The organism is Pseudomonas cyclaminis, from assembly GCF_015163715.1.
GTDB classification, from domain to species: domain Bacteria; phylum Pseudomonadota; class Gammaproteobacteria; order Pseudomonadales; family Pseudomonadaceae; genus Aquipseudomonas; species Aquipseudomonas cyclaminis.
Map to the genome: position 1 here is coordinate 1 of NZ_JADDUM010000035.1, position 12,205 is coordinate 12,205.

General features: G+C 59.9%; 14 protein-coding genes and 5 pseudogenes. 11 read left to right on the plus strand and 8 right to left on the minus strand.

Annotated elements, in window-relative coordinates:
- The first annotated feature begins 49 nt into the window (after positions 1-49).
- The gene (locus IQK56_RS05190) at positions 50-247 is read left to right on the plus strand and encodes a YbdD/YjiX family protein (RefSeq protein WP_003176208.1); all 198 of its coding nucleotides are present in this window, start codon (positions 50-52) and stop codon (positions 245-247) included.
- A gap of 124 nt (positions 248-371) precedes the next feature.
- On the opposite strand, the gene IQK56_RS05195 is transcribed toward IQK56_RS05190, so the two are convergent.
- The 5 genes and pseudogenes from IQK56_RS05195 to msrA all read right to left on the minus strand — a co-directional run bounded on the left by IQK56_RS05195 (position 372) and on the right by msrA (position 2,473).
- The gene (locus tag IQK56_RS05195) at positions 372-731 is read right to left on the minus strand and encodes an addiction module antidote protein (RefSeq protein WP_193862241.1); all 360 of its coding nucleotides are present in this window, start codon (positions 729-731) and stop codon (positions 372-374) included.
- 1 nt (position 732) lies between these two features.
- A complete protein-coding gene (locus tag IQK56_RS05200; RefSeq protein ID WP_193862242.1) occupies positions 733-1,047 on the minus strand; it encodes a type II toxin-antitoxin system RelE/ParE family toxin in 315 nt (104 codons plus the stop codon).
- A gap of 40 nt (positions 1,048-1,087) precedes the next feature.
- A complete protein-coding gene (locus IQK56_RS05205) occupies positions 1,088-1,339 on the minus strand; it encodes a hypothetical protein (RefSeq protein WP_193862243.1) in 252 nt (83 codons plus the stop codon).
- A 12-nt stretch (positions 1,340-1,351) separates the two neighbouring features.
- Positions 1,352-1,831 (minus strand): hypothetical protein, encoded by a 480-nt coding sequence (locus IQK56_RS05210; RefSeq protein ID WP_122305937.1) that lies wholly within the window; start codon positions 1,829-1,831, stop codon positions 1,352-1,354.
- Positions 1,832-1,967: 136 nt separating this feature from the next.
- Positions 1,968-2,473, minus strand: a pseudogene (msrA, locus tag IQK56_RS05215) (peptide-methionine (S)-S-oxide reductase MsrA).
- A gap of 317 nt (positions 2,474-2,790) precedes the next feature.
- Here msrA and IQK56_RS31680 point away from each other — a divergent pair.
- The 10 genes and pseudogenes from IQK56_RS31680 to IQK56_RS05255 all read left to right on the plus strand — a co-directional run.
- A pseudogene (locus IQK56_RS31680) lies at positions 2,791-2,904 on the plus strand (DUF6124 family protein); the annotation flags it as partial.
- Positions 2,855-3,463, plus strand: a complete 609-nt coding sequence (locus IQK56_RS05220; protein WP_224794964.1) for a hypothetical protein — start codon at positions 2,855-2,857, stop codon at positions 3,461-3,463. The pseudogene IQK56_RS31680 and the gene IQK56_RS05220, both read left to right, overlap by 50 nt.
- A gap of 159 nt (positions 3,464-3,622) precedes the next feature.
- Positions 3,623-4,777 (plus strand): annotated as a pseudogene (locus tag IQK56_RS31890) (FIST signal transduction protein); the annotation flags it as partial.
- 372 nt (positions 4,778-5,149) lie between these two features.
- A complete protein-coding gene (locus IQK56_RS31895; RefSeq protein ID WP_263596790.1) occupies positions 5,150-5,644 on the plus strand; it encodes a methyl-accepting chemotaxis protein in 495 nt (164 codons plus the stop codon).
- A gap of 147 nt (positions 5,645-5,791) precedes the next feature.
- Positions 5,792-6,130 (plus strand): hypothetical protein, encoded by a 339-nt coding sequence (locus IQK56_RS05230; protein WP_122305923.1) that lies wholly within the window; start codon positions 5,792-5,794, stop codon positions 6,128-6,130.
- A gap of 148 nt (positions 6,131-6,278) precedes the next feature.
- Complete coding sequence (locus tag IQK56_RS05235; protein WP_193862244.1) at positions 6,279-7,319, plus strand: alpha/beta hydrolase family protein; 1,041 nt, start codon at positions 6,279-6,281, stop codon at positions 7,317-7,319.
- Between the two features lie 87 nt (positions 7,320-7,406).
- A pseudogene (locus tag IQK56_RS05240) lies at positions 7,407-7,550 on the plus strand (helix-turn-helix domain-containing protein); the annotation flags it as partial.
- Positions 7,546-7,764 (plus strand): annotated as a pseudogene (locus IQK56_RS05245) (type II toxin-antitoxin system HipA family toxin); the annotation flags it as partial. The pseudogenes IQK56_RS05240 and IQK56_RS05245, both read left to right, overlap by 5 nt.
- A gap of 169 nt (positions 7,765-7,933) precedes the next feature.
- On the plus strand, positions 7,934-9,160 hold the full coding sequence (locus IQK56_RS05250; RefSeq protein ID WP_150676142.1) for an MFS transporter: 1,227 nt from the start codon (positions 7,934-7,936) through the stop codon (positions 9,158-9,160).
- A 60-nt stretch (positions 9,161-9,220) separates the two neighbouring features.
- Positions 9,221-9,382, plus strand: a complete 162-nt coding sequence (locus tag IQK56_RS05255; protein ID WP_099586304.1) for a DUF2986 domain-containing protein — start codon at positions 9,221-9,223, stop codon at positions 9,380-9,382.
- Between the two features lies 1 nt (position 9,383).
- Here the strand turns inward: IQK56_RS05255 and IQK56_RS05260 are convergent, their stop codons facing one another.
- The 3 genes from IQK56_RS05260 to IQK56_RS05270 all read right to left on the minus strand — a co-directional run bounded on the left by IQK56_RS05260 (position 9,384) and on the right by IQK56_RS05270 (position 12,134).
- Entirely contained in the window at positions 9,384-10,595 is a 1,212-nt protein-coding gene (locus tag IQK56_RS05260; protein ID WP_150760333.1) for a YeeE/YedE family protein, read from the minus strand.
- A gap of 61 nt (positions 10,596-10,656) precedes the next feature.
- Positions 10,657-11,454, minus strand: coding sequence for a DNA/RNA non-specific endonuclease (locus IQK56_RS05265; protein ID WP_150760334.1), 798 nt, complete (start codon positions 11,452-11,454; stop codon positions 10,657-10,659).
- 56 nt (positions 11,455-11,510) lie between these two features.
- Entirely contained in the window at positions 11,511-12,134 is a 624-nt protein-coding gene (locus tag IQK56_RS05270; RefSeq protein ID WP_150760335.1) for a TetR/AcrR family transcriptional regulator, read from the minus strand.
- Between the last annotated feature and the right edge of the window lie 71 nt (positions 12,135-12,205).

Here is a 12,205-nt window from a genome sequence, read left to right on the forward strand (position 1 = left end):
AAGAACCCCGTTCCAGGCTGTGCCGGACGCATGATCGAGGATTGCAACCATGTTCAATGACATCAGTCGCCTCGGTAAATACCTCGGTCAGGCCGCGCGCCTGATGGTCGGCATGCCCGACTACGACACGTACGTCGAGCATATGCAAACCAAGCACCCGGACAAGCCGATGATGGACTACAAGGCGTTCTTCCGGGAACGCCAGGAAGCCCGTTACGGTGGCAAGGGTGGGCCCAAGTGCTGTTGATTTAAGGTAACTCCCCTGTGGGAGGGGGGCTTGCCCCCCGATAGCGGTGTATCAGCCAGACATGTATCGACTGACACTCAGCCATCGGGGGCAAGCCCCCTCCCACATGGGGCCCCGGTGTATTTCAAGGGTTGTGGTCGCCCGCCACCGGCGCAATCGGCTGTACAGTCAGTTCCACACCTAACGCCAGCATCAGTTTCTGAATCGTCTCATAACGCGTTTTAGAACCGCCTTTCAGCGTTTTATACAGGCTCTCGCGATTAACCCCCGCCGCCTCCGCCACCTTGTTCACACCCCGGGCCTTGGCGACCTCGGCAAGCGCTTTCATGAGCACCTGCGGGTCTTGAGACTTCATGCTTTGTGCAAGGTACGCACTGATGATCTCCGGGCTGTCGAGAAAGCGCGAAGCTTCATAGACGCTGGTGCCGGAGGTATCAAGATCGAGGATCGGCATGTCCTCCGGTTTAAATTTCGATTCGCTCATCTCATTGACCTCTCAGGGCAGCGAGGATCTCTTTAGCCCGTTTGATTCCTCTGTTCTGGTCGGTTTTATCACTGCCCCAGAGCATCAGGTAAGCAGTGATACCCGTACGCACAAAATAAATCCTGTAGCCGGGCCCGACAAACACACGCATGTCACTCATCCCGTCGCCAGCAGGCTCACAATCGCCAAAATTGTTTTCCTCGGCTCGGTCCAGCCGCGTCAGCACCGCTGTTTTGCCACACATATCTCTCATACCATCGAGCCACGTATCGTTCGATGCACTGGGCGCAAGCGCCCTCCAGCGCAGCAGCAACAAGCTCTGCGCCTAAATGGCCATAACCTGGAGGCTACAGGGGTCAGGCTTTAGGGAGCTGACCCCGATGACACCGCCGTTTCAGGAACAATCCCACCCCCAGCGCAACCGCAAAGATCGACAGCAACCCCAGGTCAGCCCCTCCTGGGCGGACCTGGCTTGCCGTCACGCAACCGACCGCCCCCCCCACCACCAGCAGCACCCCCAGCCACTTGCGAAGCAGGTACGGTTTAACAAACCGATCGAGCAGAAAAAACAGCACCAGGGCCAAGACCAGCTGGGTAATTTCAGGCATGTGCATCTCCAGTCAGGTCTTGATGATCAGTGTCGAGGCGCTGCGTTGCGGGCCAATGCCGCCGTTGACCTGCGCTTCGATGCTGACCAGCACGTCGCCGGCATGATAGGTGGGCAGGACCTCATTGGCATACATGCGCACACCCGCCCCGACAGGAACACCCACGTAAGGGGAAGCCACAGCAGAAGTGGCGCCAGCGAAGGCACTGGCGGCCAGGTTAGCGATCTTGGTGCGCTGGGCATTGAGGGCGTCGCCCTGTTGCCGCGTCAGTGGCTTGGAGATGCCGATCATCATCACGCACGGCAGGCTCTTGGCCAACATTTTGTCGTACACCTCGACAACCTTGCTGTTGACCTCGTAGTGGGCACTTTTAGCCTCGCCAAAATGCAGCTCGCGCAGGCGTCCGCGTTCGCTGTCGGTGAGGGTGATCTGCGAAACGTTGAACACGATCCCGTGATTGCCCATGTATTGGAACGTCCCTTCGAACTTCATCGCACGCATCCTTTCGAGCCAAAGGCGGGGATTCTCTAGAAGGCGGGCAATGGATTCAAGGCAAAAAAAGCAAATGAGGAAATAGGGGTCAGGCCGGTCTCCCCTGTCGCGACCTTCCCCCCGGCGCTACTCCCGCTCACGCCCGCTTGGGCAACGTCCAATTCGGCCGGATGAAGTGGCAGGTATACCCGTTCGGTATCCGCTCCAGATAATCCTGATGCTCCGGCTCCGCCTCCCAAAACTCCCTGGCGGGCTCTATTTGCGTGACCACACGCCCCGGCCACAGCGTGGAGGCATCCACGTCAGCCGCGGTATCTTCGGCAATATCCCTTTGCTGCTCGCTCAGGTAGTAAATCGCCGAACGATAGCTTGGCCCCAGATCATTGCCCTGCCGGTTAGGCGTGCTGGGGTCATGGATCTGGAAAAAGAACTCAAGAATCTGTCGGTAGGTGATCACCGCCGGGTCAAACACAATCTCAATCGCTTCGGCATGGTTGCCATGGTTGCGGTAAGTGGCGTTCGGCACATCGCCACCGGTGTAGCCGACTCGCGTGTGCAGTACGCGGGGTAGCGTCGCAACAGGTCTTGCATGCCCCAGAAGCAGCCGCCGGCGAGGATAGCGGTTTCGGTTGGGTTGGTCATGGTCTGTCCTTGCGGTTGATGGAGACAGGGTAGTTATGGGGTGATGTTGGGCAATACCAAGGTGAATCAAGGAAAAACAGGGCAGCAGCCTGATACCCGTCAGTCAAGGACGAACACCCTACCTGTGGCGGAAAGCGGGATGGCGTTGCAGCACAAGCACAAGTCCTACAATAAACCTCGGCGTCTTGCTCCGTTGTCTACAGTTGCGTCAGAATCCGCCGGCTTTGTGTGTTTCCCCGGTCTACTAACCTGCGTACAGCCGCCACCCTCTCGTTTAGTAGCGAAACGGTGTTGGCCCTAAAACAGGTACAACACACATGTTCAAAGTCACGCCGAACCCTCCGAACGGTCTGGACCTGAAGTTTAATCAGGCGGCGCATCGTGCAATTGATCACTACCTCAACGCGGGTGCCGAACCGCCAGAGCAGCCTCACACGCCTTCACCTGATTCCGCCCTCTACCGACATTAATAAGGAAATTATGAAGCCTCTTTACCTGTGTTCAATTCTGCTGCTTGCAGGCTGCGCGCCGGCACCGAAATACCTTGTGCCTGCGGGGGCGCCTCAGGCGCTTATCCGCAGTGAATTGGTATCGATGGAAAATTATCGAAACGGCGTGTCTCTGGTCGAGGCGCCTGCCATCGGCTGCAAATACGGCAGAACCGTGGCAACTGCGCCGGGAGGGCAGTTAGTTTCCGTTTATAAGAATGTGTCGACACCGGCAGGTTTTTTTCCGATTGAAGCCGGCAAGCCGCTGCACTTGGTGATGCGCGGCTCGGCCAATGCCAATCGCTCGTGCAGCGTAGGATTTGTCAGCGAATTTGCGCCGGGCGCACGGTATGTGATCAAAGGGGGAATCGTCGATAACCCGGGCGCGCTGAGCGGTTGTTACATTGACATTTTCAATGTCGATTCGGGCGCACGCGTCCCCATCGCCGACGAGCCGAAAATGGACCGAAATTGTGCGCTGGACCGACTACCGACGCTCTAAATGGAATCGCAGGGGGGCTCGCCCCCATTTGCGTTCGACTTACATACCGCGTCCATCCGTCGCATCCCCTCCCCACCCCCTCCTGCCCCAAGCTCGCCCGCCGATACCCTGAGTATCCACACGCCTCGCCGCGTGCCCCCACTCGACCGAGCTCACCCCATGAACCCACTCTCTCTCCTGAAAAAATCCCGACCCTCGCGCCAAGGCACCGCCACCCTCACCAGCACCGCCAACGAGCTGGATGCCGGCCTCACCGCCCTGCGCATCACCCCCACCCTGGTCACCGGTTTTATCTCGCCACACCTGGACATTGACCAGATCGCCGCCAAGCTCAAGCGCCGCTTCCCCCACTCCACTATCAGCCTGTGCACCACCTCCGGCGAGCTGTGCAATGCGCCCAATTCGTTGTATTGCGCCACGGGCGAGCGCTGGGATCGGATCGTGTTGCAGCTGTTCGACGACAGCGTGATTGCCTCGGCCGAAGTGGTGATGGTGCCGCTTGAGTGTGAGGACATTCGTAGGGGCGGCAAGCGGTTGGGGATGCAGGAGCGGATTGCCAAGTTGGTGGGGCATATCAAGCGGGTACAGGTACGTACGTCGATTGATCATCGCGATACGTTGGCTTATGTGGTGTTCGATGGGTTGTCGGCGTCGGAGTCGTTTTTTATGGAAGCGCTGTACGAGTCGGGGCGGTTTCCGTGTTTGTTTGTAGGGGGATCGGCCGGGGGTAAGTCGGATTTCCAGAAGACGCTGATACATGACGGCCAGCGCAGTTATCAGAACCATGCGCAGATTGTGTTCCTGAAGACGGCGGCCCATGTGCGGTTTGGGGTGTTCAAGAGCCAAAATTTCAAACCGGCGGATTTGACCTTCAGTGTGCTGACGGCGTCGGTGGAGGATCGCACTATTGACCAGGTGATCGACAGTAGCGGCAATATCAAGAGCATGGTGCAGGCGCTGTGTGATGCGTTCAATTGCACGCCCCAGGCGTTGGAGTCGAAGCTGGCGGATTATTCGTTTGCAATCCGGGTGGGCAGTGAGTTGTTTGTGCGTTCCATCGCCCGTATCGACTTCGAGCAGCAGATCGTGCAGTTGTTTTGCGACGTGGCACCCGGTGAGGAATTGGTGATGGTGCGGCGTACGCCGTTGCGGGAGGCGACGCGGCTGGACTATGAGCAGTTCTTGCGCGGCAAGGGCGGCCAACCGGTGGCGGGGATTTTGAATGACTGCATTTTGCGCCGGCTCAACAACGGCGCCGAGTTGGGCAGCATGGCCGGGACGTTTGGCGATGTGCCGTTGGCGGGATTTTCGACCTTTGGGGAGATCCTGGGGCTGAACCTGAACCAGACGCTGACAGCGATTTTCTTCTTTCGGGTCGCCAAGGGCGTGGGTTTCACGGACGAGTATGTGGACAATTTCATTGCCCACTACGGCGAGTTCAAGGCGTTTTTCCTACGGCGCCAGGTGAAGAAGCTGGCAGGGTTGAACCATGTGGTGGTCAAGCAGATTGCTGCGTTCAAGAACAATGATTTCTCCAACACCCTGAACACCCGCGGGCTGGACAGCAATATCCTGCCGGTGTTCGAAGGCCTGGCCGACCTGGGCCAGGTGCTGGCCCAGGCCGAGCAACAGCAGGAGGAAATCGCGGCGCAGCTCAAGCATTACTCCGGGGAGTTGCACGCCTCGATGGATGACCTGGTGGGCACCATCGACCAACAGAACAGCGTGTCGGCCCAGGCCGGTGCCACGGTGGAGGGGCTGTCGAGCCAGGCGGACGTGGCGGTGGAAGGTGCGCGCACACTGGCCGGGTCGAGTTTGCGGATTCAGTCGATTGTGCAGGTGATCCAGCAGATCGCCGGGCAGACCAACTTGCTGGCGCTCAACGCGGCCATTGAAGCGGCGCGGGCGGGCGACCTGGGCCGGGGTTTTGCGGTGGTGGCGGACGAGGTGCGCAAGCTGGCCGAGATTACGCGCAAGAATGCTGCGGAAATTGGCGTGGATATTGACCTGCTGTCGAGTGAGATCCAGCGGGTGGCACAGCAGATTGAAGACCAGTCCACCGGGGTGGGCGCGCTGCGCGAGATGCTCGATGCGCTGGAAGCGTCCAGCCGTGCGACGGAGGGCACGGCGCAGCGCACCAAAACCATCGCGGATACCTTGACGGGGCTGACCCACGCGTAGCGGTTCTTAAGGCGAGCGAACACCAACCTTTATGGTGAGCGGGCTTGCCCTAATGCCAGTCAGTCAAGGTCGAACACTGTGCCTATGGCCGCCGCCCGATCTTTATTATGCTATTCACCATGCATCCACACTGAACGGACAGCTCTTATGAAGTTGGGTCGTGCACGAACGTTGCTTCAAGAAGGTATAAAGCGTGAGGCTCCGATTGAAAGCCTCATCCACGTTCTCGAAGCCTCGGTAGAGCTGATCGGCCTTCCGGACAATGACTTCAGCTGGTCGAGTTGGGAAGACGAGGCACAGGCAAAGGCCGAACTGATGGGTTTGATCGGCGTGCTCAAATCGGGCGGCTTGCCCAGACAGCTGGATGTGGCCGTTCTGTTTACCGTCACCGGCCCCCTGCAAGAACTCAGCCTCAGTAGCGGCTGGGCAAATACCTTCCTCAAGTTGGCGGATAGATACGATGAAGTGGAAGCGTTGCTGTGGTGAGCGGGCTTGTCGAATCGTCGCACCGCCCGCTCACCACAAAAGCCACGGCGACCCGAGCCCAAAAAGACGATACGATCGCGCTCGCCCGCGAGGCTTACGCAATACCGTAACCCACGAAGCTTCGATCCCATCAAGGAAGATAAAAACAATGAGAACGGCTTTCTGCGCCCTATTCCTGCTGTGCTTGACCGCTCCTACCTTCGCTGACGAAAGCCCCATCGGCTTCAAAACCACCCTGCTGCCCGATACCCACAACCAGCGTCCACTTGAGTTGGCCGTCTGGTACCCCGCCACCACCACCGCTCAACCGCAGATGATCGCCGACAATGCAGTCTTCATCGGCGCCCTCGCCGTGCCCGCTGCGCCACCGGCCAGCGGTGAACATCCCCTGGTCGTGCTCTCCCACGGCTACGGCGGCAACTGGGGTAAACAGGTGTGGCTGGCCAGTGCGTTGGCCCATCAGGGTTATATCGTCGCGGCGGTCAATCACCCCGGCACCACCACCAAGGACCGCAGCCCGCAAGCCGCCGCGCAGTTATGGCAACGCCCGGCGGACCTGAGCCGGGCTATCGATGCGGTGTTGGCTCAGCCCGCCCAATTTGGCGCGGTAGCGAGCAAACAGATCGCCGCCGTGGGCCATTCCCTCGGCGGCTGGACCGTGCTGGCAATCGCCGGGGCGCGCTTCGATCCTGATCTCTTCGCCAGGGAGTGCAGCACCTACCCCAAGCTGGGCGGTTGCATCGGCTACCACGAGATGAACCCTGCCGCCACGCCAGCGGGCAAGGCCAGGCTGGCTGCTGATTTGAGGGACAAACGTGTCACCGCCATTGTGTCGTTGGACCTGGGCCTGTCGCGCGGCTTCACCGACGCCAGCCTCGCCGCCTTGCCAGTGCCGGCGCTGGTAATTGCGGGGGGTGTGCCAACGGAGGATATGACACCTGAATTGGAGTCCGCGGATATGGTCCGGCGGATGGCAAAAGCTTCGACGCAATATGTGGAGATTGCCGACGCTACCCACTTCAGCTTCATGTCGATCTGCAAGCCAGGGGCGATTGCCTTGATTGAAGAGAGCTCGCCGGGGGATGGCATGATTTGCCGGGATGGCGAAGGGGCTCGGGCGCGAGGGGTAATTCAGCAGCAGATTGTGGGGCTGATTACTGGGTTTTTGGGGCGAGCAGACAACAATTAAAAGAAAGTGCTACCCAAGAAAAAAATGCATCGAATACGGTGCACTTAATCAGTTAAATCAAAAATGCACCGTATAGGATGCAAAAAAATGAATGACTTGGGGACCCTTATTAAAAATCTGCGCAAGGCAGCCGGTCTTTCACAAAGCCAACTTGCGCAACGGCACGGAATGAGCCGTGCAACTATTTCAGGCATCGAGAACAACACCATACCTGAAGTAGGGATGCGCAAGGCCCAAACGTAAGATGCTGGTCAAGTTCGGTCGCAGCTCATGCAATTTGACGGAGTCTCGTTGCAACGAATTGCTTGCAAGAGTGCACGGTGGAATGAGCCGCGCCATCGGGGAACTTTCCGATTATCGAATCGCCCATCACGAGTTTGTCGCCGTGGTGGAAAAAATGACCTCCGCATGGGCGAAGGGGCTGGCGAGGAGTGAGCCGGAGTGATTGTGTTTGCTTGATAAACTTTCTAGCGCAGTGCCGTCACATCGATAGCACTGATGATTACTATCGAACCACTCGCCTATAGGCTCACCACCCCCCGTTCCTATAATCGCCTCCCACGTCTTCCCCTGCGCCTGTCTTCAGGCGACCTCCCCTCTTGGAACCCATCACCATGCCAAGCGCGAGCCAGGCCTCCAGCGGCCTTCCCGAACATAATCAACAAAGCGTCAAGCAGCAGTGGCTGGCGATTCTTTCGGTTGCCGTGGGTGCCTTTGCCCTGGTGACCAGTGAATTCCTGCCGGTGGGCGTGCTCAACGACGTCGCCGCCGACCTCGGTATCAGTGCCGGCCACGCCGGTTTGATGGTGACGCTGCCCGGCATCATGGCGGCCCTCGCCGCACCGTTTCTGTCGGTGAGCATTGGCACCATGGATAGGCGGTATCTGCTGATCGGCCTGACGTTGATCATGATCATCGCCAACACGGTCGTGGCCTTCGCCAGCGACTTCAACCTGCTGCTGTTCGGCCGTGTGTTGCTGGGTATCAGCATCGGCGGTTTCTGGGCGACGGCGATTGCCCTCAGTGGCCGCCTGGCGCCCAAGGGTGTGGGCGTGGCGAAGGCCACTTCGATCATCATGATGGGCGTGACCCTGGCCACGGTACTCGGCGTGCCCGTCGGCACCTGGCTCAGTGGTTTGATGGGCTGGCGCATGACGTTCCTGGTGACGGCGCTGGTGGGCATTCCGGTGTTGTTGGCGCAGGTGTTCCTGCTGCCAAGGCTCACTCCAGAGAAGGCCATTCGCGTCAGTGATCTGCCTGCGTTGTTTATCAACCCACAGGCGCGGGTCGGGTTGATCGCGGTGTTGCTGATCGGCTTGGCGCACTTTGCGGCCTACACCTATGTCGCGCCGTTCTTTAAGCACAGTTCCGGTTTTGATGGGCCGACCATTGGTTCGCTGCTGCTGTTGTATGGCGTCGCAGGGGTGATGGGCAATATTTTTGCCGGGTTCGCGGCTAACCGCAGCGTGCGCAATACCTTGCTGCTGGTGGCGCTGATGATCGGTACCAGCACCGCGCTGTTCCCGTATTTCGCCACCGGCATGACCGGCGCCGCGATGCTGATCGCGCTGTGGGGCTTTGCCTTTGGTGCGTTCCCGGCCTGCGCGAGTATCTGGATGTTCGTGGTGGCGCCCAAGGATGTCGAGCGCGGCATGCCACTGTTCGTGGCGTTGTTCCAGGTGATTATTGCCTTGGGCTCGTTCTTTGGCGGGCAGATCGTCGACCAGATGGGCAGCGCGGTGCTGCTGAGCCTGGCCACGGCGTTGGTGGGTTGCGGGTTTGTGACGGTGCTGGTGCTGGGCCGCAGCGTCAGCAACAGCTTGGCGGCACAACCTTGCTAGCCATTGGCTGCGGTTTTTAAGCTGGTATCATCCGGGCACGTTTAACCCAGGTAGAGCCCCATGAATCGCCAGAAAAAACTGCAGCAGTTGTTCAAGGCCAAGGCCAAAAAGGCCAGCGCCAAATTGGCGCCCAAATCCAAGGACAAATACATCAGCAAGGCGGAGCGGGAAAAGCTGGCGGCTGAAGCCGATCAGGCGCCAGGCGTTTCCCCGCAGGACTGACTCAGCAGCCGCTCAGCGCCACCGGCCGGCGCTCGCCCGCAAAGAAAAACGGCCGCAGGCGCACGCCCACGCTGTTGCCGATAAACGCCGCCACCAACCACACCCAGCCATGCAGGCTGCCCGAAGCGATGCCGCTGAAGTACGCGCCGATGTTGCAGCCGTACGCCAGCCGCGAACCATAACCGAGCAGCAGGCCGCCGATCACCGCAGCGATCAGCGAGCGGGCCGGGATCTTCAGGCTGGGGGCGAAACGCCCAGCCAGGCCGGCAGCCAACAGCGCGCCGAGGACGATGCCGATGTCCATGACGCTGGTGATGTCTTCCCACACCGGCGCCGCCAGGGCCTTGGCATTGCCCGGCATCTGCCAGAACGCCCAGGCGCTTACGTCCACACCCAAACCACTCGCCACCTTGGCGCCCCACAGGGCGAAGGCCGACGTGATGCCCCAAGGCCGCCCGGCCAGTGCCAGGGTGGCGTAGTTGAGCAGCGCCAGACCAATCGCGCCCCACACCAGGGGCCACGGGCCGCGCAGGAAACGGCGCAGGCCTTGGTGTTCACTCTTCACGCCTTCTTCAAGCTGGCCATGACGGCGCTTTTCCAGGCGTACGGTGACGGTCGCGATGAGGGCGAACATCGCCAGGCTGGCGAGCAAGGCAGGCATTACGCCAAAGCTCTTGACGATGGACACCGCCGGGAACGCCGGCAGGGCGAACCACCAGTCCACATGGTGCGTGGCGATCAACGAGCCGCAGATAAAGAACAGCAGCGTCACCAGCATGCGCGCATTGCCGCCGCCCACGGTGAACAGCGTGCCCGAGGCACAGCCACCGCCCAACTGCATGCCGATGCCGAAGATAAACGCACCGAACACCACCGACACCCCGGCTGGCGCCACCAGCCCGACAACCGGTTGCCCGAACAAAGTGCCCGCTCCCAATGCCGGGAAGAACAGCAGCACCGCCAGCGCGAGCATCACCATCTGCGCGCGCAAGCCGGCGCCACGGCGCTCGTTGATAAAGACGCGCCAGGCAGAGGTGAAGCCGAACGCCGCATGGTAGAGGGTCAGGCCCAGCGCGGCGCCGACTACCAGCAGCAACACCTGGCGTGAGCCGACGCTGTTTTGCAGGAACAAGGCGCCGAGCACCAGGATGATAAAAGCTACCAGCGGCGCGACGGGTGTGCGCGTGGGCGTTGTGGGAAGAGAGGTGCTCATCGGGATCTCAGTTCATTTGAAGAAGATGGAGTACGAGGCCGCAAAGTATAAACCCGCTCAATCAGCCGCGTCCCACCGACCCCGACACCGGAAGATTGCCCAGCAATTTAAGCCCGGTCGCCTTCACAAACGTGTCGTAATCCATCGGCCGCTGAATCCGCGTTTCAGCATTGGGCAACACATACGCCCAGGCCCGTTTGGACGACGCGTCGTACACCAACTTGAAGAGACGCGTCGGCACCCACACCTGGTTGTCGCCCATGGTGCTGTAGCCCGAATCAAACAACGGCCCGGTAAACACAAATACATCGCCACCGGCGCGCACGGCGAATTTGCGCACGTCGGCCTCGACTTTGCTCCAGATCTTGCGGTTGTTGGTGGGGTCCTGGGGCACCATGTTCGACAGCGCGAACGACTGGGCCATGGCCTTGGCGTCGGGTGCATCGGCGGCCGGGGATTGGTGGCCACGGTCCATGGCCGGTTGCTGACCACGGTAGTCACTCAGCTCTGCGCGCGCGCCCTTGGGGATGCGCGGGTCGGCGTAGAAGTGGTTGGTGCGTTCTTCGCCTTTGGCGTCCTTAAGCTGGCTGGCGTTGAGGCGTTCGACCACCACCAGCGGGGTCTTGCTGGTTTGTGAATAGAGCACCGCAAAATGGTCGGAGCACAGCGCCAGGGGTTTCATGCTGGCGGGGATGGTGGCGGTCTTGATCGGTGTCGCGGCAGGGAAAATATCGGCGCAGCTGTCGAACGAAAGGCGTTGTTCCTGGCTGGAATAGAGGTCCATCGCACCACGGGCCTGCGCCCCGGTGGACAGCAGCAAAAGGGTCGAGAGCGCGGCTGCAATATTGCGTAAGTGCATGTTTTTAAATCTTTTCGTGAGGGTCAGGCGGGACCTATGGACCCTCACATTGCACTTTAGTGCCGACCCTGAAGAATCGAATTCCACGCGGCCTCGGCCAACGGCTCTCGATACGCCTGAGGGCTCTTTTTAACCTTGCCCGAAAGCCAGGCCCGTGAGTAGCTTTCCGCCGCGCCGATGATCAACGAGGGGATCAATTCGGCAGGCAAGTGGCCGAAATATTCCTGGCGTCCCTCGGCGCTCATCCAGTCCTTCAATTGCTTGTTTCGCTGCTTGTTGCGCGACATCAGTTCGTCCTTGAACGGGCCGTTGGACACCGCAAAGCGGCTCTGAAAGACAAAGCGCGCCCAGTCCGGCTGTGCATCCACCCACTCCACGTAGCTGTACACCAACGCAACGATGCCCTCGTGTGCGGTGTTCGCCTCTTGCAGGTAGCGATCACGCAGGGCGGCCTGATCTTCAAGCGCGGCAAAAAACAGAGCGGCCACCAGCCCTTCCTTATTGCCGAAGTGGTGGTAGATAGCACCCACGCTGGTTTCGCAGCGTGCGCGGATGGTCTCGATATTGGTCGCTTCGATGCCTACGTCGTTAAAACACGCGAGCGCCTCACGCAGGATGGTGCGCTTGAGGTCGCTGCGCCTGCCGGGGTAGGTGCGTTCGATCAGGTCGATGGAGTGCATGCAAAGAGGCGCCAAATAAAAAGAGTTTATAGGTTGATCGATCGGCTTGACACTCATGGAATTAACAGAAT